Origin of the sequence: Acidovorax sp. 94, from assembly GCF_003634645.1 — a bacterium.
In the GTDB taxonomy this organism is placed as follows: domain Bacteria; phylum Pseudomonadota; class Gammaproteobacteria; order Burkholderiales; family Burkholderiaceae_C; genus Acidovorax; species Acidovorax facilis.
In genome coordinates, this window is record NZ_RBJA01000001.1 from 2,606,966 (window position 1) to 2,628,523 (window position 21,558).

The window sequence follows — 21,558 nt, forward strand, 5'->3', positions numbered from 1 at the left end:
TCGATCCGTTCGGTTTGTCAACGCGTGTAGACCGGATCAAACGCATAGCGCTGAATCTCCTTCAGGCTGGGCGATTCACCCGCCCACAGCGCCAGCGCGGGGCCGGGAAGGCTCAGATTGCGCTCCAGGGCGCGGCACAGGTGGTAACGGCTTTCATCGTCCATCCCCGGCAGCTCGACAAAGATCAGGTACGCACGGCGCTGCGGGTGCTCGCGCAGGTTCTTGCGCACTAGCCAGCAGCGGGCAAGGGGCGCACAGCGGGCCAGTTCCGATTGCAGCTCGGCCAGTTCGAAGGGGCTCAGGTCGTGACGCGTGATCTGGCTGAAGAAGGAGGTGCCCGACAGCTCTTCCCAGGCGCGCTCTTCGGACTCCTGCGCGCGCTCCAGCCGCTTGCGCCACTGTTTGAAGGCCGCCGCATCATGCTCCATGCCCATGCGGGGAGTTTCCAGCTCGGCCAGCGCGGTGCGCGCGGCCCAGTAGCGGTCGTTGCTGCCCGCTTCCCACACCCGGTGCAGCAGCAGAAGCTTGCCTTCGCGATCGTCCTCGGGCAGGCAAGGCACCAGTCCACACAGGGCGGGCGCGTACTCGGGGCTGCGCTCCAGCGCCAGCTCATACAAGGCGCGCACATCGGCACGGGGGTCCAGATGGCGCTTGAGGCGGGCCAGCTCCACCAGCTCAGCCGCACTGTTCTGAGCGATGGAAGCCTGCAGCGCCTGGGCGCGTGCGCGCACACGTTCCAGCCACGCGTGGTGCTGCTTCCACTCCGTAGCGTTGTCGCGGCACCATTGTTTGTCGAAGTGTTTGACCCACCGTTTGGCCTCATCGCCCAGCAGGGTCAAGGCATTGCCACGCGACCAGTCGGGCAGTGTGGGCGTGGCATCCAGCGCTTCGATGCGGTCCCGCAAGCCGGGGTGGGTGTCGTCCACACTGCTCAGGCGCTTGAGCGCTTGGCGCAGTGCGTCGTTGGCAAAAGCGGCATCTGGGGCCTCGGCCAGGAAACGACGCATGCTGCGATAAGGCCCCACCGGCAGCGGATTGCCAGCGGCACCGCACCAGTGGTTGCCCCAGAACTCTGCCTGCAACGCTGCGCCCCGGATCTCGATCTCGGCCAGGGCGGCGGCGGTCACATCACGGCCCAGCAACTTGCCCGCAATGCGGTCGGCCTCGTATTCGTCCTGGCGGGCCAGCGCAAACGTCTTGGCCGAAAAGCGCGGAAAGTACCAGCGCATGAACGCCTGCGTGGCCGCGGCCACCGGGCCTTCGTCGTCGGCCAGACTGTGGTTCAGGCGCATCCACGACAGGCGTGTGCGATAGATCCAGGCCGCAAACCGGCCATGGTCGCCGCGCAAGTGGCCGTATTCGTGTGCCAGCACGGCGAGAAAACGCGGCCGGTCCAACGCCATCAGCAAAGGCAGCCCGATGCTCAGGTGGTTAACGGCGCCACCCAGCAGGCCGTACTTGGGCAGCTGCTGGATGCTCGCATTGAACTCGTCGTTCAGGGTGACCTTGTGGATGGGCGGGCCCTTGATCTTGCGGCGGATGCGCTCCAGCGCCTCAAAAAGCTCCGGTGCCTCCAGCGCCGTGATCTCCACGCCCTCAGGCGCGTCAAAACGCACCCACAGCGCCCGCAGGCTGACCCACAGCAGGCCCGCAGCCCCCAGCAGCAGCCACACCATGGCAAAGCGAAACTTCCCCTGCAACATCTGCGGCACCACCCACAGCAAAATGCCTGCGGCAAGTCCCAGGCACCCCAGCACCCAGGCATAGCCCAGCGCCGCAAACACGGCCACACTGCGGCGGTATGCGCGGCTGTTGTCAGCACTGGCATGCTCGCTCATGCGCACCAGATGCACAAAATCTGCCTGATCCACGGGCTTCCCTCACTCTTGGGTTGTTTTCAACCGCCATCCTAACCACTCACGACCCCACACCCACCACCATGACCGACGACGACCTGCCAGCACTCATTCGCACACCGCCCGGCCTGTACCGCCACTACAAGGGCATGCTCTACGAGGTGATTGATACCGTGCGCCACAGCGAAACGTTGGAGCCCATGACGCTGTACCGCGCGCTCTATGGCCAGCGTGGGCTGTGGGTGCGACCCGCCGCCATGTTTGAAGAGCAGGTGCTCGTTGACGGTGTGATGCGGCCACGGTTTGAGAAATGCGGGGATGAAACCCCAGCGGGCTGAGCCCGGTGGGCTCACGCCGCAGTGCGCGGAAAAATGGCTGCTGCCACCAAACCACCACCCGCAGCATTGCGCAAGGCCAGCCTCCCTCCGTGCCGCCGCACTATATCGCTGGCAATGGTGAGCCCCAGCCCGGCCCCGCCACTCTGGCGGTTGCGCGAGGACTCGATGCGGTAGAACGGCTCCATGACCCGCTCCAGCTCTTCGGCAGGCAAACCCGGGCCATGGTCACGCACCTCGATGGTCAGCGCATCAACCGCATCGTGCAGCGTGACCTCGGCGCTGCCGCCGTAGCGAATCGCGTTGCCCACCAGGTTGTCCAGACAGCGCCGCAGCGCCACGGCCTGCCCCCGCAGCGGGGCCGCCTGCCCCGCCACCGTGACCCGATGGCCCATGGCGAGCTGGTCGTCGGCCATGCTGTCCACCAGGGCCTGCACATCCAGCAGCACCCAAGCCTCGGCGCCAGCCACGCCGCGCAGGTAGTCCAGCGTGGAGGCGATCATGGCGTCCATCTCTGCAATGTCGCGGCGAAACAGCTGCTGGGCGTGGCTATCGTCCAGGCATTCGGTGCGCAGGCGCAGCCGGGTCAGCGGCGTGCGCAGGTCATGCGACACCGCCGCCACAAACCGGTCGCGCTCGGCCAATTGCTGTCGGATGCGCGCCTGCATCTGGTTGAACACACGGCTGGCGTCGCGGCATTCCAGCGTGCCGTCCTCGGGCAGCGGGGGCCGGTCGATATCGCGGCCCAACTCTTGCGCCGCCGTGGCGAGCCGGTGCATGGGGCGCGACAGCCAGCGTGCCGCCCACCAGGCCACGGCCACCAGCGCCGCCAGCCGCACGCTGATGTCGAGCAGCAGCCCCAGTTGCAGCGACGGCGGGGCATTCCACAAGCCCTGCTCTGGACCCGGCGGCGGCAACGGCAAAGTGTGCCCATCGGCTGCCACCCCGGGGGGCTGCGGGCCAGGCGGGTGCCCGGGGTGCGCGGGGCGCAGTTCAAACATCAAAGTCAGCGCCAGCACATGGCTCACGATGACGGCCACGATAAGCAGCAGAGCGAGCCGGCCAAAAAGGGTGTCAGGCAGCCAGCGCTGCAGCGCCGCAGGCCATCGCGCAACCATCAATGCGGCCATCCCACCTGCCCCTGCAGCGACTGCACGTTGAACACGTAACCAGCACCCCGCACAGTGCGGATCATCGAGGGCGAGCGCGGGTCGTCCGAGAGCTTGCTGCGCAGGCGCGAGACCAGCAGATCGATGCTGCGCTCGAATGCGTCCATGGCCCGGCCTCGCGCCTGCTCCATGAGCTGGTCGCGGCTGAAAACGCGGCGCGGCATGCGCAAGAAGGTGCAGAGCAGGCGAAATTCGGCGTTCGACAGCGGCACCACCACACCCTGTGGGGATACCAGGTGCCGCTCGATGCTGTGCAGGGTCCAGCCATCAAAGCGCACCAGCCCGTCAGGCTCCTGGGGGGCCGGGGCACTCTCGCCGCGCGTGCGGCGCAGCACGGTCTGGATGCGTGCCACCAGCTCGCGCGGCTCGAAGGGTTTGCCCATGTAGTCGTCGGCCCCCATCTCCAGCCCCAGCACGCAGTCGTAGGGGTTTGCGCGGGCGGTGAGCATGATGATCGGCACCCGGGAGCGTTCACGCAGCTCCCGCGCCAGGGTGATGCCGTCGGTGCCGGGCAGCATCACATCCAGCACCACCAGGCCGATGGGGTGCGCGAGCATCTGCGCGCGCATCGACGCCGCATCACACGCCGCGTGGGCGGCGTGGCCAAAGCGGGCGAGGTATTCGGTGAGCAGTGTGGTGATCTCCACATCGTCGTCCACCACCAGGATGTGTTGCATGGGCTCTGTCGTGCAAAAGAACACCCAAGTTTAGGCAGCTACAAACCACCGCTGGCGACGATCTGGCGGGCATTTCCGCCATTGTTCGGTCCTTGTGGACACCCTTTGTATCGACCTTGGTACAAAGCAGACAAACCCCGGAGACACGCACAACCAAGAATGGTTACGGGCCATGGCTGAGGGCTTCCGTTTTGGGGGACCAGGCACCGACCCACCCTTGGAGCGAAAGGAACGACGATGACGACCATCAGTAGCGTCAGCAGTGCCTGGTCCAGTGCAAGTGTGCAGCGGGCATCACGCCCGGCGCCCACGCCGGAGCGGCTGCTGTCCAAAATCGATGCCGACGGCAACGGCGGCGTGAGTGACACAGAACTGCAGGGCCTTCTGGACGATGTGGCCCAAAAAACCGGCGTCAGCAGCCAGACCAGCGCTGCAGACCTGGTCAAGCAGTACGACAGCAATGGGGATGGCAACCTCAACGCCGACGAGCTGGGCAAGACGATGCAAAGCGTGTTGCCCCCGCCACCGTCCACCATGGCTTTTGCCCAGTCGCGGGGCGACAGCGACACCGCCACCGGCCAGGCGGGCGACGACCTCTTTGGCAAGGTGGACAGCGACGGCGATGGCGCCGTGAGCAAGACCGAGCTGCAGGCCCTGCTGGAGGCGATGTCGGGCGGCACGGCGAGCCGAGTGGGCGTCAGCAGTGACGACGTGTTCAGCCACCTGGATGCGGACGGCGACGGCAGCCTGACCGAAGCCGAATTCGACGCGGGCCGCCCTTCCGGCGCGGCGGATGAAGCAGGCGGCGGCATGCAGGCCATGGGCGGCATGCCGCCGCCACCCGGAGGCCCAGGTGGTGCAAGTGCTTCCGCCGACAGCACCACCACCTACGACGCCCTGGACACCAACAAGGATGGTGAGGTCTCGCTGACAGAACGGCTGGCTGGCAGCCCCAGCAGCGTGGAGCAGGACGCGATCACCGCGCTGTTCAACGCCATCGACACCGATGGCGACGCCAGCATCAGCGCCAGCGAATCCAGGACTTTCATCGACCAGTTGACCAGCCAGCTCCAGCAGCCCCCCAGCCAGGCATCGACATCGGACACCAGCCAACGCAACGACCTGGCGCGGCTGGCCGACTTTGCGCGCCAGCAGTACGCAATGGTGGCCAATGACTGGAATTCGCCCGCCAGCACCGGTAGCCTGAGCGCAATGGCCTGATCAAAAGGAAGGGGCTGGCTTGCCACCAGCCGCAGGTTTTCTGGCCACGCAGTGCGATTCGCCCGTCAGTTGACGAACTGCGTGCGCCGGGATCTCGGAACCATCCGGCAGCAGAAAATATGAAAAAAACAGGCTCTATCGCTTCATGGATAAGCGCAGTTAGCTACTAATTTAATAGCAAAATATACCCCCTGAGCTCACCAAGGCCTGTGGGGGCGAAAGCCGGACGCTCCCAAACCGATCAGCCTGTGGGCTACAAGGCCTGAATCAGCGCCCGCACGGCCCGGGGGTAGATCACGTGCTCCTGCGTCAGCACCCGGGCCGCCAGCGTCTCGGCCGTGTCGCCCGGCAGCACCGGCACCACGGCCTGGTCCAGGATGGGGCCCACATCCAGCTCGGCCGTCACCTGGTGCACCGTCACGCCCGCAAACTTGCAGCCTGCATCGATGGCGCGCTGGTGCGTGTGCAGCCCGGTAAAAGCGGGGAGCAGCGAGGGGTGGATATTGATAAGCCGCCCCGCGTAGTGCGCCACAAAACCCGGGGTGAGGATGCGCATGAACCCGGCCAGCACGACCAGGGCGGGCTGGTGGCGGTCAATGGTGGCGGCCAGTTCCGTGTCAAATGCTTCGCGGCTGGCAAAGGCCTTGTGGTCCAGCGCCTCGGCGGCGATGCCCTGCTCCCGCGCAAACACCAGCCCGGCGGCATCGGGCTTGTTGCTGATGACGGCCGCGACGCGGGCGCCGTAGCGCTGCTCCCAGTGCTCCTGCTGCGCAGTCCGGACGATGGTGGCCATGTTGGAGCCGCCGCCAGAGATCAGAATGACGATGTTCTTCATAAATTGCCACGGATTATCTAGGAGGCTGTCGAGCATGGGGTTGGCTCTGCGCCACCGCCTGGGGGTGCCAGGCAAGGCGCGGGTGAGGCCGTGTGGCCCAGCCACACAACGAACCCGCAACGCAGCATGGCGGTCCGAGGCGGCGGCCCGAAGGGTTGTGCGACAGAGCACGCAGGCGGCGTTGCCCATGCTCGCTGCACAGCCAGTGCAGCTTGCGCTGGGCGCCTAGCCTGCATACTCTGTCGCACAACGCAGCGCCAACCCCAAGCCCGACAGCCTCCTCATGCCCTTCGATCCCGCCACCCGCCCCCTCACCCCCTACGAAGCCCGCGTGCTCGCCACGCTGATGGAGAAGGCCCGCACCGTGCCCGACAGCTACCCCATGTCGCTCAACGGCCTGGTCACCGGTTGCAACCAGAAAACCAGCCGCGACCCGGTGATGAACCTGAGTGACGCCGAGGCGCAGGAAGCCCTGGATTCGCTCAAGCTGCTGACGCTGGCGTTTGAGAGCAGCGGCAACCGCACCACACGCTGGGAACACAACTTTCAGCGCGGCGTGGGCGTGCCCGAGCAGTCGGCCGTGCTGCTGGGCCTGCTCATGCTGCGCGGCCCGCAGACGGCGGGTGAACTGCGCATCAACGCCGAGCGCTGGTACCGCTTTGCCGACATTTCGTCGGTCGAAGCTTTTCTGGACGAGTTGCAGGAGCGCAGCGCCGAAAAGGGCGGCCCGCTGGTCGTGCAGTTGCCCCGCGCGCCGGGTGCCCGCGAGCAGCGTTGGGCGCACCTGATGTGTGGCCCTGTAGACACCAGCGCCGGTGTGTCAGCCCCCAGCAGTGGCGGCGGTGGCAGCACCGGCACGTCTGCCGCACTGCAAGCGCGGGTGGACGCACTGGAGACAGAGGTGGCCAACCTGCGCACCACGGTGCAGCGGCTGTGTTCTGAACTGGGCATTTCCCCAGACTCCGCGCCGATGTCGCCACCCGGACAGGACTAAAACGAACGACCGTGCTACAAATGCGGATCACTTGGAGACAAACCGATGGATCTCGCATTCACCCCCGAAGAACAGGCGTTCCGCGAAGAAATTCGCGCCTGGGTTCAAGCTAATCTACCGAAAGAAATTTCGCACAAGGTCCACAACGCCCTGCGCCTGACCCGCGACGATCTGCAGGGCTGGGCCAAGATCCTGGGCAAGAAAGGCTGGCTGGGCTTCGGCTGGCCCAAGGAGTTTGGCGGCCCCGGCTGGACGGCCGTGCAAAAGCACCTGTTTGAAGAAGAATGCGCCCTGGCCGGTGCGCCCCGTATCGTGCCGTTTGGCCCGGTGATGGTGGCCCCGGTGATCATGGCGTTTGGCAACGCCGAGCAGCAAAAGCGCTTTTTGCCTGGCATCGCCAGCGGCGAAGTCTGGTGGAGCCAGGGCTACAGCGAACCAGGATCGGGTTCGGACCTGGCCAGCGTCAAGACCCGCGCCGAGCGCGTGGGTGACAAGTACATCGTCAACGGCCAAAAGACCTGGACCACCCTGGGCCAGCATGGCGACTGGATGTTCAACCTGGTGCGCACCAGCACCGAGGGCAAGCCCCAGACCGGCATCTCCTTCCTGCTGCTCGACATGAAGTCCAAGGGCGTCACCGTGCGCCCCATCAAGCTGCTGGACGGCGAATGCGAGGTGAACGAAGTGTTCTTCGACAACGTCGAAGTGCCTGCTGAAAACCTGATCGGCGAAGAGAACAAGGGCTGGACCTACGCCAAGCACCTGCTGAGCCACGAGCGCACCAACATCGCCGACGTGAACCGCAGCAAGCGCGAGCTGGAGCGCTTGAAGCGCATCGCCAAGACCGAAGGCGTGTGGGATGACCTGCGCTTCCGCGACCAGATCGCACTGCTCGAAGTGGACATCGTCGCGCTGGAAATGCTGGTGCTGCGCGTGCTGTCGGCCGAGAAGTCGGGCAAGAACTCGCTCGACATCGCGGGTCTGCTCAAGATCAAGGGCAGCGAGATCCAGCAGCGCTACGCCGAGCTGATGATGCTGGCCGCAGGCCCCTTTGCCATGCCCTTCATCGAAGAGGCCATGGAAGCGGGCTGGCAGGGCAACTTCCCCGGCGGCGTCACTGCCAACGCGCCGCTGGCGTCCACCTACTTCAACCTGCGCAAAACCACCATCTACGGTGGCAGCAATGAAGTTCAACGCAACATCGTCGCGCAGACGGTTCTGGGCTAAGGAGACAAGAACATGGATTTCGATTTTTCTGACGACCAGGAACAACTGCGCGACGCCGTGCGCAAGTGGGTGGACAAGGGCTACACGTTCGAGCGCCGCCGCGCCGCCGTGGCCGCCGGTGGTTTTGACCGCGCCGCCTGGAACGAACTGGCCGAGCTGGGCCTGACGGCCCTCACCGTGCCCGAAGCCCACGACGGCATGGGCCAGGGCGCGATCGACGCCATGGTGGTGGCCGAGGAACTGGGCCGTGGCATCGTTCTGGAGCCCATCGCTCAGGCTTTCATGGCCAGCAGCGTGCTGTCGCACTACGCACCGGCCAACGTTCAATCGGCCTGGCTGCCCCGCGTGGCCAGTGGTGAAGCCCTGGTGGTACTGGCCCAGCAGGAGCGCAAGGCGCGATACCGCCTGGATGTTTGCGAGGCAAAAGCGGCCCCAGCGCAAGATGGATATGCACTGACAGCTATCAAAAGCGTAGTAGCTGCCGGCGACAAGGCCGATGCGTTCATCGTGCCCGCACAGCTGGACGGCAAGATCGCCCTCTTCCTGGTCGAGCGCACCGCCACTGGCGTGACCACCCAAGGCTACGTCACACAAGACGGCAGCCGCGCCGCCGAGGTGAAGTTCACCAACGCCCCCGCCACGCTCATCACCACCGACGGCCTCGCCGCGCTGGAACTGGCCGTGGATACCGGCATCGCCGCCAACTGCGCCGAAGCCGTGGGCGTGATGGACAAGACCGTGGCCATCACCGTCGAATACATGAACCAGCGCAAGCAGTTTGGCGTGTTCATTGCCAGCTTCCAGGCGCTGCGCCACCGCGTGGCCGACATGAAGATGCAGCTGGAACTGGCCCGCTCGATGAGCTACTACGCCAGCCTCAAGCTGGGCGCCCCTGCCGCCGAGCGCCGCGCCGCCATGGCGCGCGCCAAGGTGCAACTGGGTCAATCGATGCGTTTTGTGGGCCAGCAGGCCGTGCAACTGCATGGTGGCATCGGTGTGACGGACGAGTACATCGTGAGCCACTATTTCAAGAAGCTCACCCAGCTGGAAGTGGCCTTTGGCGACACGCTGCACCATCTGGGCGAAGTGTCCGCCCGCATGCAAGACACCGCAGGCGTGTTTGCCTGATGTGAACTGACGCAGCCATGTAACGCTCACATGCCATGCTCGTGGATTCACCGATCCACGGGCATTTTTTCTTGTCGGAGACACCTTCATGAACAACAAATTCTGGCTGCAACGCCGATCTCTTCTGCTGGCAACCGCTGCAGCAGCCACCCTGGCCCTGGCCGGTTGCGCCACCAAGGGTCCCAGCCTGTCCGAAGCGCCGCCCATCGTCTTTGTGCACGGCAACGGCGACACCGCCGCACTGTGGCAAACCACCGTGTGGCGGTTTGAATCGAACGGCTGGCCGCGCGAACGCCTGCACGCCATTGACGTGCCCTACCCCCTGTCGCGTGATGAGGACGCCAAACCCCAGGCGGGCCGCACCTCGGCCGCAGAGCACATGGCCTACCTCAAGGCCGAAGTGGACAAGGTGCTCAAGGCCACGGGTGCAAGCCAAGTGGTATTGGTGGGCAACTCGCGCGGCGGCAACGCCATCCGCAACTACATCTACAACGGCGGCGGCGACAAGACGGTGAGCCACGCGATCCTCGGCGGCACGCCCAACCACGGCGTGTGGGCGATCCCGGGGTTCCGAGAAGGCAACGAGTTCTCGGGCACGGGCCCTTTCCTCAAAGCGCTGAATGCTCCCAAGAACGCGGCGGGCGACGAGGTGAGCGGCCCCGTGAAATGGATGACGATCCGCTCGGACAACAACGACAAGTTCGCCCAGCCCGACGGTCTGTGGATAGGCCAGAAAGGCAAGCCCACCTACGTGACCGCCGCAGGCCCCGAACTCAAGGGCGCCACCAACTTGGTGATTCCGCGCATCGACCACCGCGAGACGTCGTACTCCCCCGCTGCGTTTGAAGCCACCTACCGCTTCATCACCGGCAAGGCACCGCAGGTCACCACCATTGCGGCTGAAAAGCAGGTGGTGCTCAACGGCAAGGTCACCGGCCTGGGCGTGGACCCGGCCGACCCCAAAACCGGCAACTTCAGCAACAACCTGCCCCTGGCGGGCGCGCAGCTGGAGGTGTATGCCACCGACCCCGCCACGGGCGCCCGCGCGGGCAATGCCTTGCTGCGCAAAACCTTGGGTGCGGATGGCCAATGGGGACCACTGACGGTGCCCAACGGCGCGCCCGTCGAGTTCGTGATCAGCGCACCCGGCTATGCCACCACCCACATTTACCGCAGCGGCTTTCCACGCAGCAGCAACCTCATCCACCTGCGCGCAGAACGCATGGCCGATGCCGACAAAAGCGCCGAGAGCGTGGTGACACTGACCCGCCCGCGCGGCTACCTGGACCCGGCACGCGACAAGATGCTGCTGGATGGCGCAGTGCCTGCGGGCGTGCCCGCTGGGGCAGGTGTTGCATCTGCCAAGGTCAAGCCTGCGGGCGGCGTGCGCAGCATTGCGGGTGAATTCAATGGCGAACGCGTGGTGGGACAGACCTGGCCCGCTGCCAGCGGCCATCTGGTGTTCCTGGAACTGACTTACTAAAGGAATAGGCGCTGCACCGTGTCTTTGCACCGTGTAGCACGCCCCCAAGAGCGGTCAAGACGGCCCCGATGGCTAGGCGCTCCGTCGCAGACAGTACGAAGGGCCTGTCAACCCTTTTTTCGGGGTCGCGAAGGCCCTTGCGGGCGTGCCAATCTAGGCGCGCGACGCAGCGTGCGCTCTTGCACACGTAAGGAGCGGAACGACGAGTGGCGCGCCCGCAGGGGCCTTCCCTTCGGGTTGCCCGGCCTGGGGGCCGTCTGCGGCGTTGACCGCGCTTGCAAGGTGCCTACCTTGCTGCGCACAGGCGCCTTGCATCCCACCCCCAGGTCGGGCAACGCGATCCCCGAAAAGAGGGTTGGCAGGCCCTCACGGCAAGACGGAGCAACAACGCCAGTGGGGTCGTATTGGCCGCTCTACGCCAAAAGACGCGAGGACTTGGGGACGTGGGCCATCAGGAACTCCATCTGATCGGCCAGGATGCGCCGGTTACGCAGGATGAAGTCCTCCCACAGACTCGGCACATAGGGCGCATACAGCAGCGGCATGTGTGCCTGCTCTGGAGTGCGGGGGCCCTTGCGGTGGTTGCAGGGGCGGCACGCCGTGACCACGTTCATCCAGTGGTCCTGGCCGTTGCGGGCAAACGGCACGATGTGCTCGCGCGTCAGGTCTTCCTCATGAAAATGCCCGCCGCAGTAGGCGCACACATTGCGGTCGCGGGCAAAGAGCTTGCTGTTGGTCAGGCTGGGCTTGAGCTCGAACGGATTGATGCTGGGCACGCCCTTGGTGCCGATGATGCTGTTGATGGCGATCACCGATTGCTCACCCGAGATGGCGTTGTGCCCGCCCCGGAACCGGGCAATCTGTGCACCAGACTCCCAGCGCACTTCCCCGGCGGCGTAATGAATCACCGCCTGCTCCAGCGAAATCCACGATTGGGGCAGCCCTTGGGCTGACAGCTTCAAGACCTTCAAAACACGCCTCCTGGAACACAAAGTACACAAGGATCGGAACGCAGATGTCTCGCGGGCAGCCCTGCGCAGGGCCGGCCGTGGGTCACAATATACTCCGTTTTCATGACAAATTGGCGTCCTGCGCTTGATGGACTTGCGCATGCTGCTATCAAAAAGATAACAAACCGATGAAGATCTTTCGCGGATTCCACCACCCTGGCATTGCCAATGCCTGTGCGCTGACCATCGGCAATTTCGATGGTGTGCACCGGGGCCACCAGGCCATGCTGGCCTTGCTGAACAGCGAGGCTGCACACAGGGGCGTGGAAAGCTGCGTGCTGACGTTCGAGCCCCACCCCCGCGACTACTTCGCGGGCGCCCACCACAAGCCCGAGCTGGCACCCGCACGCATCGGCACCCTGCGCGACAAGCTCACCGAACTGGCCCGCTGCGGTGTGCAGCAGACCGTGGTGCTGCCGTTTGACGCGCGGCTGGCCGCCCAGTCGCCCGACGCTTTCATCGACGAGGTGCTGGTGCGTGGCCTGGGGGCCCGGTATGTGCTGGTGGGCGACGATTTCCGCTTTGGCCGCCAGCGCGCCGGCGACTACGCGATGCTGGACGCGGCCGGGCAAGCCAAGGGCTTCGACGTAGCGCGCATGAACAGCTACGAGGTGCATGGGCTGCGCGTGTCCAGTTCCGCCGTGCGCCAGGCGCTGGCCGCAGGCGACATGGAAGCCGCGGCACGCCTGCTGGGACGGCCCTACACCATCAGCGGCCATGTGGTGCATGGCCGCAAGCTCGGGCGCGAACTGGGTGCTACCGCCGCCGGTGCAGGCGACGGCTTTCGCACCCTGAACCTGCGCTTTGCCCACTGGAAGCCTGCCGCCAGCGGCATCTTTGCCGTGCTGGTGCATGGCCTTGCCACCGAGCCATTGCCAGGGGTGGCCAACCTGGGCGTGCGCCCCTCGCTGGACCCGAACGACGTCAACGGCGGGCGCGTGCTGCTGGAAACCCATTGCCTGCATTGGCCCGCCGATCTGGGGCCCGAGGGGGCGTACGGTAAAATCGTGCGCGTGGAACTGCTACACAAACTGCACGACGAGCTGAAATACGACGGTCTGGATGCCTTGACGAAGGGCATCGCCAAAGACTGCGCCGACGCGCGTGCCTACTTTGCCTCGGCCCAGGCACCCAACCACACCGAAACCCGGCGCCAGACCACCCGCGACCGAATTTGAGGGAGCTGCTTCTCGCAGCGCCCGCCTGACGGGCCCGCCATCCTTCGCGCTCCAACCCCGTTCTTGCTCCGGGCCTTGCCCCGGAATGCCCCGTTTTTAAGGCTCCCTCATGTCCGACGACAACGCCAGCACTCCTTCCACGGATTACCGCAGCACCCTCAACCTGCCCGACACCTCCTTCCCCATGCGTGGCGACCTGCCCAAGCGCGAGCCGGGCTGGGTCAAGGACTGGGAAGACCAAGGCATCTACAAGCGCCTGCGGGATGCCCGCCGGGGCGCGCCCAAGTTCATCCTGCACGACGGCCCGCCCTACGCCAACGGCCAGATCCACATGGGCCACGCGGTCAACAAGATCCTGAAGGACATGATCACCAAGGCGCGCCAGCTCGAAGGCTTTGACGCGCTGTACGTGCCTGGCTGGGACTGCCACGGTCTGCCGATCGAGAACGCCATCGAGAAGAAACACGGCCGCAACCTGAGCCGCGATGACATGCAGGCCAAGAGCCGCGCGTTTGCCACCGAGCAGATCGCGCAGCAGATGGTGGACTTCAAGCGCCTGGGCGTGCTGGGCGAATGGGACAACCCCTACAAGACCATGAACCCCGCCAACGAGGCGGGCGAGATCCGCGCCTTCAAGCGCGTGATGGAGCGCGGCTTTGTGTACCGGGGCCTCAAGCCCGTGTACTGGTGTTTTGACTGCGGCTCTTCGCTGGCCGAGTTCGAGATCGAATACCAGGACAAGAAGAGCACCACGCTGGACGTGGCCTTCAAGTCGCACGACCCCGCCAAGCTGGCAGCCGCCTTTGACCTGCCCGCATTGGCCAAGGATGCGTTTGTGGTCATCTGGACCACCACCGCCTGGACCATCCCTGCCAACCAGGCGCTGAACCTGAACCCCGAGATCAGCTACGCGCTGGTGGACACGGGCGAGCGCATCCTGCTCGTGGCCGAGCCGCTGGTGGCCTCGTGCCTGGAGCGGTACGGCCTCACGGGCAGCGTGCTGGCCACCACCCTGGGCAAGAACCTGGGCGGCCTGGAATTTGAACACCCGCTGTACGACGTGAAGAGCGAGGACGGAACCCAGGGTTACAAGCGCCTGTCGCCCGTGTACCTGGCCGACTACGCCACGGCCGACGACGGCACGGGTATCGTGCACTCCTCCCCTGCCTACGGTCTGGAAGACTTCAACTCCTGCCGCGCGCATGGCATGGCACTGGACGACATCCTGAACCCCGTGCAAGGCAACGGCACCTACGCGGCCGATTTCCCGCTGTTCGGCGGCCAGCACATCTGGAAGGCCGTGCCCGTGATCATCGAAGCCTTGCGCAACGCAGGCCGCCTGATGACCACCAAGGACATCACACACAGCTACCCGCACTGCTGGCGCCACAAGACGCCGGTGATCTACCGCGCCGCCGCACAGTGGTTCGTGCGCATGGACGAGGGCGAAGGCGTGTTCACCCAGCCCGGCATGAAGCCCGCCAAGACGCTGCGCCAGATCGCGCTGGATGCGATCGAACACACGAGCTTCTACCCCGAGAACGGGAAGGCCCGCCTGCACGACATGATCGCCGGGCGGCCCGACTGGTGCATCTCGCGCCAGCGCAGCTGGGGCGTGCCCATCCCGTTCTTCCTGCACAAGGATTCGGGCGAGCTGCACCCGCGCACCATGGAAATCATGGACCAGGCGGCTGACATAGTTGAAAAGGGCGGCATCGAGGCCTGGAGCCGCGTGACGACCGAGGAAATCCTGGGCGCCGAAGACGCGCCGCACTACACCAAGAGCACCGACATCCTGGAAGTGTGGTTTGACTCCGGCTCCACCTTCAGCCATGTGCTGCGCGGCACGCACCCCGAGGTGCACCACGACACCGGCCCCGAGGCCGACCTGTACCTGGAAGGCCACGACCAGCACCGCGGCTGGTTCCACAGCTCGCTGCTGCTGGCCTCGGCCCTCGAAGGCCGCGCGCCGTATCGCGGCCTGCTGACCCACGGCTTCACCGTGGACAGCCAGGGCCGCAAGATGAGCAAGTCGCTGGGCAACGGCATCGACCCGCAGGAAATCAACAAGAAGCTCGGCGCCGAAATCATCCGCCTGTGGGTGGCCGCCAGCGACTACTCCGGCGACATCGCGGGCGACGAGAAGATCCTGGCCCGCGTGGTGGACGCCTACCGCCGCATCCGCAACACACTGCGCTTCCTGCTGGCCAACGTGAGCGATTTCGATCCGGCCAAGGACGCCGTGCCGTTCGACCAGATGCTGGAGATCGACCGTTACGCCCTCACCCGCGCATCCGAGTTCCAGGCCGAGGTGCTGGCGCACTACAAGGTCTACGAATTCCACCCCGTGGTGGCCAAGCTGCAGCTGTACTGCTCGGAAGACCTGGGCGGCTTTTACCTCGACGTGCTCAAGGACCGCTTGTACACCACGGCGCCCAAGAGCCTGGCCCGCCGCAGCGCGCAGACCGCGCTCTACAACATCACGCACGCCATGCTGCGCTGGATGGCGCCGTTCCTGTCGTTCACGGCCGAAGAGGCGTGGAAGGTGTTCGGCAGCTCCGACTCCATCTTCCTGGAGACCTACGGCAACGTGGCGGGCGTGGGTGCCGGTGCCGACGAAGGCCTGCTGGCCAAGTGGTCGCGCATCCGCGAGATCCGCGATGCGGTGAACAAGGAGATCGAAGCACTGCGCGCCGATGGCAAGGTGGGCTCGTCCCTGCAGGCCACCGTTACCCTCACGGCGGCGCCCGAAGACCATGCGCTGCTGGCCAGCCTGGGCGATGACCTCAAGTTCGTGTTCATCACATCTGCTATTGAATTGGTAGCTGGTAGCACATTACAGATAAGCGTCAAGCCCAGTTCTGATGCCAAATGCGAGCGCTGCTGGCACTACCGCAGCGATGTAGGGCAGGACGCCGCCCACCCGACGATCTGCGGCCGCTGCACCAGCAACCTCTACGGCGACGGCGAGAGCCGGGAGCACGCCTGATGGACCGCACATTGCAGGCCGGGCGTTCCGGCGCGAGCATGTGGCCCTGGCTGGCCTGGGCTGTGGTGCTTGTGGTGGTCGACCAGATCACAAAGACCCTGATCCTCAACCACTACCAGTTGGGCGATTCCACGTTCATCACCAGCTTCTTCAACATCGTGCGGGCGCACAACACGGGTGCTGCGTTTTCGTTCCTGTCAGACGCGGGGGGCTGGCAACGGTGGCTGTTCACCGGCATCGGCGTGGCAGCCACGATCTTCATCGTGTGGCAGCTGCGTGCCCACCCGGGGCAAAAGCTCTTTGGCTTTGCGCTGTCGAGCATTCTGGGCGGCGCGGTGGGCAATGTGGTGGACCGGCTGATGCACGGCTATGTCGTGGACTTTCTGGACTTCCATGTGAGCGGCTGGCACTTTCCGGCGTTCAACGTGGCGGACTCGGCCATCACGCTGGGGGCAGCGTGTCTCATTCTGGATGAGCTGCTTCGCGTGCGGCGCGAGCGCTGACGCCACCGGCATCCCCCGTGCAAGCCTTGCAACAGCCCGCCTCGTGCGGGCTGTTTGCTTTGTAGCGCCAGTTGCTCTTGCCGCATGCAGTGTCATGCGCATGTCACGGTCAGCGGTTGCAATGTAAACGTTTACATCAAATGTATTGCACCAAACTGCCATGAGCATTCTGGAAGTCGCCCGCGAGGCCGGTGTGTCGGTTGCCACCGTGTCGCGTGTTTTCAACCTGCCTGACAAAGTGGCCCCGGCCACGCGCGAGCATGTGGAGAACATCGCCCGCACCCTGGGCTATCTGCCCAACGCCAGCGCGCGCACCTTGCGCACCCAGCGCAGCCGCGTGCTGGGCGTGGTGTTGCCCACGCTCACCAACCCCGTGTTTGCCGAATGCCTGGAAGGCATTGCCCAGGCCGCCGTAGCGGGTGGCTACGCCATCTCGCCGTTCACCACCGACTACCGCCTGGACCAGGAAGACCGCGCGGTGAACCTGCTGCTGGCGGGCAACGTGGACGGGATGATCCTGGTGGTTTCGAACCCCGCCACCTCCACCGCACTGCAGCGGCTGGCCGAGGTGGGTCTGCCCTATGTGCTCGCCTACAACCACCACCCCGATCACCCCTGCGTGTCGGTGAACAGCGAGCTGGCTGTGGCCGACGTGGTGACCCATCTGGCCACGCTGGGGCACCGCCGCATCGCCATGGTCAGCGGGCTGCTCAGCGCCTCTGACCGCGCGCAACAACGCTGCCGGGGCTACGCGCGCGGCATGGAGCAGGCAGGCCTGCGGGCCCAGCCTGTGTTGCAGGTGCCCTTCGTGGCCGCTGCGCCAGAGGTGTTGGGCGAAGCCCTGAACAGCCAAGACCGCCCCACGGCCCTGGTGTGTTCCAACGACCTGCTGGCCATCCGCAGCATCCGCGCCGCGCACCTGGCGGGCCTGGCGGTGCCGTGCGACCTGAGCGTGGTGGGCTTCGACGGCATTGCGCTGGGGCAAGACCTCACTCCGCAACTGAGCACCTTGGTGCAACCCAATGCCGACATCGGCCGCCACAGCGTGGAGCTGCTGGCCCAGGCAGTGGCCAGTGGCAACCCGCTGGGGCCCGACATGGGTCTGACGCTGGCGCACCAGTTCCGCGCTGGCGAGTCCTGCGCACCGCCCGCCTCTTCCCTTGTTCCTCCCCTCACCTGAACCCAAGGAGCTGATCCATGAAAACAACCCTCAAAAACTTCACCCGCGCCACGTTGCTGGCCTGGGGCCTGGCAGCCGGTGCCACGGCCATGGCGCAAAACGCCATCTGCTACAACTGCCCGCCCGAATGGGCCGACTGGGGCAGCCAGATCAAGGCCATCAAGGCCAAGACCGGCATCACCGTGCCACCAGACAACAAGAACTCCGGCCAGTCGCTGGCCCAGCTGGTGGCAGAAAAAGCGAGCCCCGTTGCGGATGTGACCTACCTGGGCGTGACCTTTGCCATCCAGGCGCAAAAGGACAGCGTGGTGGCCGCCTACAAGCCCGCTGCATGGGCCGAGATTCCCGATGGCCTGAAGGACCCTGCAGGCCACTGGTTCACCATCCACTCGGGCACTCTGGGCTTCATGGTCAATGTGGATGCACTCAAGGGCAAGCCCGTGCCGCAGTCCTGGGCCGACCTGCTCAAGCCCGACTACAAGGGCCTCATCGGCTACCTGGACCCGGCATCGGCCTTCGTGGGCTATGTGGGCGCTGTGGCAGTGAACCAGGCGCGCGGCGGCACGCTGGACAACTTCGGCCCTGGCATCGACTACTTCAAGGCGCTGCAGAAGAACGAGCCCATCGTTCCAAAGCAAACGTCTTACGCCCGCGTACTGTCGGGCGAGATCGCGATCCTGCTGGACTACGACTTCAACGCCTACCGCGCCAAGTACAAGGACAAGGCCAATGTGCAGTTTGTGATCCCCACTGAAGGCACGGTGGTGGTGCCCTACGTGATGAGCCTGGTGGCCAACGCGCCGCACGCCGACAACGGCAAGAAGGTGCTGGACTTTGTGTTGTCGGACGAAGGGCAGGCGCTGTGGGCCAATGCCTACCTGCGCCCCGTGCGCGCCAGCGCCATGTCCAAGGAGGTGCAGGCCCGCTTCCTGCCTGCCAGCGAATACGCACGCGCCAAAACGGTGGACTACAGCAAGATGGCCGCAGTGCAAAAGGCCTTCTCGGACCGCTACCTGAAAGAAGCCCAGTAAGCCGGGGCGAGCTGGAGAGATGCACATGCGCCACAACAGCTTTGCTCCATCCCGCGCGCTGCTGCTGGCGTGTACCGCACCTGCCGTGGCATTCTTTGCAGCGTTCTGGCTGCTGCCCATCGTGCAGCTGATTGCGCTGCCCGCCAGCAAGGGCTGGGAGACCTACTTTGTGGTGCTCACCCACCCGCGCTACCTGCAAAGCCTGCTGCAGACACTGGGGCTGTCCCTGGCGGTGACGCTGGCCACCCTGGTGCTGGGCGCGGCCGTGGGCATCACGCTGGCGCGGCACCGTTTTACAGGGCGGCTGCTGCTGCTGTCGCTGCTGACGTTGCCGCTGTCGTTTCCAGGCGTGATCATTGGTTTTTTCATGATCTTGCTCGGTGGCCGCCAAGGCTTGGTGGCCGACCTGACGGACGCGCTGGGCCTGGGCCGCGTCACGTTTGCCTACGGCCTGGCCGGGCTGTTCCTGGCCTATCTGTACTTCTCGCTGCCACGGGCCGTTGCGACCTACACAGCGGCGGCCGGAGCCATGGATGCGGCACTGGAAGAAGCCGCCCGCTCGCTGGGCGCGCCGCGCTGGCGGGTGGTGCGCGACGTGTGGGTGCCCGAACTCGCGCCCACCACGCTGTCGTGCGGGGCCATTGTGTTCGCCACGGCCATGGGCGCGTTTGGCACCGCGTTCACGCTGTCCAGCAAGTTCGAGGTGCTGCCCATCACCATCTACAACGAGTTCACCAACTACGCCAACTTTGCACTGGCCGCCAGCCTGTCGATCACCCTGGGGCTCATCACCTGGGTGGTGCTGTGGCTGTCCCGCCGTGTTGCGGGCCCGGCACCGGCTGCCGGGGCGTAACCACCACCATGCGCACGACCCAACAAGCCTCCTTCCCCCTGCTGGCGCTCACGGCGCTGGTGGCGGCGTTCATGCTCGCCCCCATCGCGCTGTCGGTGATGGCGGGGCTCGTCAACAACTACAGCACTGGCATTTCCAGCGGGCTCACCACACGATGGCTACACGAGGTGTGGGACCTGTACGGTGGCACCGTGGGCTGGTCGCTGGGCCTTGCGCTGCTGTGTGTGCTGGGCAACCTGCTGCTGGGCGTTCCCTGCGCATATGCGCTGGCACGCAGCCGCTCGCGCGCCGCACGCCTGTTTGAAGAACTGCTGACCTTGCCGGTGGCCGTGCCCGGCCTGGCCAGCGCGCTGGCCTTGATCCTGGCCTACGGCACGCTGCAAGGCTTTCGCACCAGCTTTGCGTTCATCCTGGTGGGGCACATGGTGTTCACCCTGCCGTTCATGGTGCGCACCGTGGGCGCTGCATTCCAGCGCAAGGAACTGCTCTCGCTTGAAGAAGCGGCACGCTCGCTGGGTGCCAGCTTCGGGCAGCGCTTTTTGGGTGTGCTGGTGCCCGCCGTGCTGCCCGCCATCGTGGCGGGCAGCCTGATGGTGTTCACGCTGTCGGTGGGCGAATTCAACCTCACATGGATGCTGCACACCCCGCTGACCCGCACCCTGCCCGTGGGCCTGGCCGACAGCTATGCGTCCATGCGCATCGAGATCGGCTCCGCTTACACGCTGGTCTTTCTTATCGTCATCCTGCCCGTGCTGTGGGGCCTGCAGGCCGTCGGCACCCTGATCGAAAAACACCATGGAACTTGAACGCACGCGCGTGGAGATAAACCAATGCGCCAAAACCTACCCTGATGGCACGCGGGGCCTGCGGCCGACCGACCTCACTGTGGAGCCCGGCGAGGTCGTCGCCTTGCTGGGGCCATCGGGCTGCGGCAAGACCACACTGCTGCGCCTGATCGCCGGGCTGGAGGCGCCCGATGAAGGCAGCCGCATTGCCTTTGGCGGCACCGACGTGACGCGCCTGCCCATCGAGCAGCGTGGCATCGGAATGGTGTTCCAGCACTACGCCTTGTTCCCGCAAATGACGGTGGCAGCCAACATCGGCTACGGCCTCAAGATCCGCAACGTGCCCGAGGCCGAGCGCCGCCGCACCGTGGGCGAGCTGGTGGACCTGGTGCGCCTGCAAGGGTTGGAGCACAAGCGCCCCGCTGAACTCTCCGGCGGGCAACGCCAGCGTGTGGCCTTGGCCCGCGCCGTGGCGGTGCGCCCCCGCGTGCTGCTGCTGGACGAGCCCTTGACCGCGCTGGATGCCAAGCTCAAGGAGTCTCTGCGCGACGAGCTGGCCGACCTGCTGCGGCGCCTGCACATCACAGCCATCCACGTCACCCACGACCAGCAGGAAGCCCTGGCCATTGCCGACCGCCTGGCGGTGATGCACGCGGGCCAGATCGTGCAGGTGGGCGATGGCGAGACGCTGTACCGCGCGCCCACCCACCCCTTTGTGGCGCAGTTTCTGGGCCGCGTGACCCGGCTCCAGCGGGACGCCGCCGCAAGCGCCCAAGCCGTGTTGATGCTGGGTGGGCTGCCTCTGCCCTGCCCTGCCGCCGTGCAGGCCCACACGGCCTTGCTCGTGCGGCCTGAAGACATCGAGGTGTCGGCCCTTCAAACTGGCTGGGGTCAGGCCGAAGTCACGCGCCGCAGCTTTCTGGGCGACCGCGTGCAACTGGTTCTGACCCTGGCCGACCAGCCCCCGCTGATGGCCGATGTGCCGCGCGACCACCCCGCCCGCACGGGCGACACCGTGGGCGTGCGCATCGCCCCCGAGCGCCTCATGCCCTGCCACGAAACCAGCGACTGACCCAGCCAGCCCTACCCCGCCTGCACGCCTTT

Annotated in this window: 19 protein-coding genes; 14 read left to right on the top strand and 5 right to left on the bottom strand. The window is 65.7% G+C overall.

Annotation, left to right across the window (positions count from 1 at the left end):
• Positions 1 to 17: 17 nt before the first annotated feature.
• A complete protein-coding gene (locus C8C94_RS11985) occupies positions 18 to 1,871 on the bottom strand; it encodes a M48 family metallopeptidase (RefSeq protein WP_121420859.1) in 1,854 nt (617 codons plus the stop codon).
• Between the two features lie 68 nt (positions 1,872 to 1,939).
• On the opposite strand from C8C94_RS11985, the gene C8C94_RS11990 reads away from it, so the two are divergent.
• A complete protein-coding gene (locus C8C94_RS11990) occupies positions 1,940 to 2,194 on the top strand; it encodes a DUF1653 domain-containing protein (protein ID WP_121420860.1) in 255 nt (84 codons plus the stop codon).
• Between the two features lie 11 nt (positions 2,195 to 2,205).
• Here C8C94_RS11990 and C8C94_RS11995 read toward each other — a convergent pair whose 3' ends face one another.
• Positions 2,206 to 3,321 (bottom strand): ATP-binding protein, encoded by a 1,116-nt coding sequence (locus tag C8C94_RS11995; RefSeq protein WP_121420861.1) that lies wholly within the window; start codon positions 3,319 to 3,321, stop codon positions 2,206 to 2,208.
• Positions 3,309 to 4,037: a response regulator gene (locus C8C94_RS12000; RefSeq protein WP_121420862.1), complete on the bottom strand. Its 729-nt coding sequence runs from the start codon at positions 4,035 to 4,037 to the stop codon at positions 3,309 to 3,311. The genes C8C94_RS11995 and C8C94_RS12000 overlap by 13 nt, the downstream gene beginning before the upstream one ends.
• A gap of 237 nt (positions 4,038 to 4,274) precedes the next feature.
• On the opposite strand from C8C94_RS12000, the gene xopAW reads away from it, so the two are divergent.
• Positions 4,275 to 5,258, top strand: coding sequence for a XopAW family type III secretion system calcium-binding effector (gene xopAW, locus C8C94_RS12005; protein WP_121420863.1), 984 nt, complete (start codon positions 4,275 to 4,277; stop codon positions 5,256 to 5,258).
• A 253-nt stretch (positions 5,259 to 5,511) separates the two neighbouring features.
• On the opposite strand, the gene purN is transcribed toward xopAW, so the two are convergent.
• Positions 5,512 to 6,093, bottom strand: coding sequence for a phosphoribosylglycinamide formyltransferase (gene purN / locus C8C94_RS12010; protein WP_121420864.1), 582 nt, complete (start codon positions 6,091 to 6,093; stop codon positions 5,512 to 5,514).
• Positions 6,094 to 6,376: 283 nt separating this feature from the next.
• Here purN and C8C94_RS12015 point away from each other — a divergent pair, with 283 nt between their 5' ends.
• From C8C94_RS12015 to C8C94_RS12030, 4 genes are all read left to right on the top strand, one after another.
• Entirely contained in the window at positions 6,377 to 7,087 is a 711-nt protein-coding gene (locus C8C94_RS12015) for a YceH family protein (RefSeq protein WP_121420865.1), read from the top strand.
• A 45-nt stretch (positions 7,088 to 7,132) separates the two neighbouring features.
• Positions 7,133 to 8,314 (top strand): acyl-CoA dehydrogenase family protein, encoded by a 1,182-nt coding sequence (locus C8C94_RS12020; RefSeq protein WP_008905006.1) that lies wholly within the window; start codon positions 7,133 to 7,135, stop codon positions 8,312 to 8,314.
• Between the two features lie 12 nt (positions 8,315 to 8,326).
• Complete coding sequence (locus tag C8C94_RS12025; RefSeq protein ID WP_121420866.1) at positions 8,327 to 9,442, top strand: acyl-CoA dehydrogenase family protein; 1,116 nt, start codon at positions 8,327 to 8,329, stop codon at positions 9,440 to 9,442.
• Between the two features lie 88 nt (positions 9,443 to 9,530).
• Positions 9,531 to 10,925 carry an alpha/beta fold hydrolase gene (locus tag C8C94_RS12030; RefSeq protein WP_121420867.1) on the top strand — a complete coding sequence of 465 codons (1,395 nt, stop codon included), beginning with the start codon at positions 9,531 to 9,533 and terminating at the stop codon, positions 10,923 to 10,925.
• Between the two features lie 413 nt (positions 10,926 to 11,338).
• On the opposite strand, the gene C8C94_RS12035 is transcribed toward C8C94_RS12030, so the two are convergent.
• Positions 11,339 to 11,896 carry an HNH endonuclease gene (locus tag C8C94_RS12035; RefSeq protein ID WP_055401504.1) on the bottom strand — a complete coding sequence of 186 codons (558 nt, stop codon included), beginning with the start codon at positions 11,894 to 11,896 and terminating at the stop codon, positions 11,339 to 11,341.
• A gap of 167 nt (positions 11,897 to 12,063) precedes the next feature.
• Here C8C94_RS12035 and C8C94_RS12040 point away from each other — a divergent pair, with 167 nt between their 5' ends.
• The 8 genes from C8C94_RS12040 to C8C94_RS12075 all read left to right on the top strand — a co-directional run bounded on the left by C8C94_RS12040 (position 12,064) and on the right by C8C94_RS12075 (position 21,526).
• Complete coding sequence (locus C8C94_RS12040; protein ID WP_121420868.1) at positions 12,064 to 13,113, top strand: bifunctional riboflavin kinase/FAD synthetase; 1,050 nt, start codon at positions 12,064 to 12,066, stop codon at positions 13,111 to 13,113.
• 109 nt (positions 13,114 to 13,222) lie between these two features.
• Positions 13,223 to 16,102, top strand: coding sequence for an isoleucine--tRNA ligase (ileS, locus tag C8C94_RS12045; RefSeq protein WP_121420869.1), 2,880 nt, complete (start codon positions 13,223 to 13,225; stop codon positions 16,100 to 16,102).
• Positions 16,102 to 16,605, top strand: coding sequence for a signal peptidase II (lspA, locus tag C8C94_RS12050; protein WP_121420870.1), 504 nt, complete (start codon positions 16,102 to 16,104; stop codon positions 16,603 to 16,605). The genes ileS and lspA overlap by 1 nt, the downstream gene beginning before the upstream one ends.
• Before the next feature lie 160 nt (positions 16,606 to 16,765).
• Positions 16,766 to 17,785, top strand: a complete 1,020-nt coding sequence (locus C8C94_RS12055; protein WP_121420871.1) for a LacI family DNA-binding transcriptional regulator — start codon at positions 16,766 to 16,768, stop codon at positions 17,783 to 17,785.
• A 17-nt stretch (positions 17,786 to 17,802) separates the two neighbouring features.
• Positions 17,803 to 18,816 carry an ABC transporter substrate-binding protein gene (locus C8C94_RS12060; RefSeq protein WP_121420872.1) on the top strand — a complete coding sequence of 338 codons (1,014 nt, stop codon included), beginning with the start codon at positions 17,803 to 17,805 and terminating at the stop codon, positions 18,814 to 18,816.
• Positions 18,817 to 18,835: 19 nt separating this feature from the next.
• Positions 18,836 to 19,669, top strand: coding sequence for an ABC transporter permease (locus C8C94_RS12065; protein WP_121420873.1), 834 nt, complete (start codon positions 18,836 to 18,838; stop codon positions 19,667 to 19,669).
• An 8-nt stretch (positions 19,670 to 19,677) separates the two neighbouring features.
• Complete coding sequence (locus C8C94_RS12070) at positions 19,678 to 20,475, top strand: ABC transporter permease (RefSeq protein ID WP_121420874.1); 798 nt, start codon at positions 19,678 to 19,680, stop codon at positions 20,473 to 20,475.
• Entirely contained in the window at positions 20,465 to 21,526 is a 1,062-nt protein-coding gene (locus C8C94_RS12075; protein WP_121420875.1) for an ABC transporter ATP-binding protein, read from the top strand. Before C8C94_RS12070 ends, C8C94_RS12075 begins: the two co-directional genes overlap by 11 nt.
• The last annotated feature ends 32 nt before the right edge of the window (positions 21,527 to 21,558 follow it).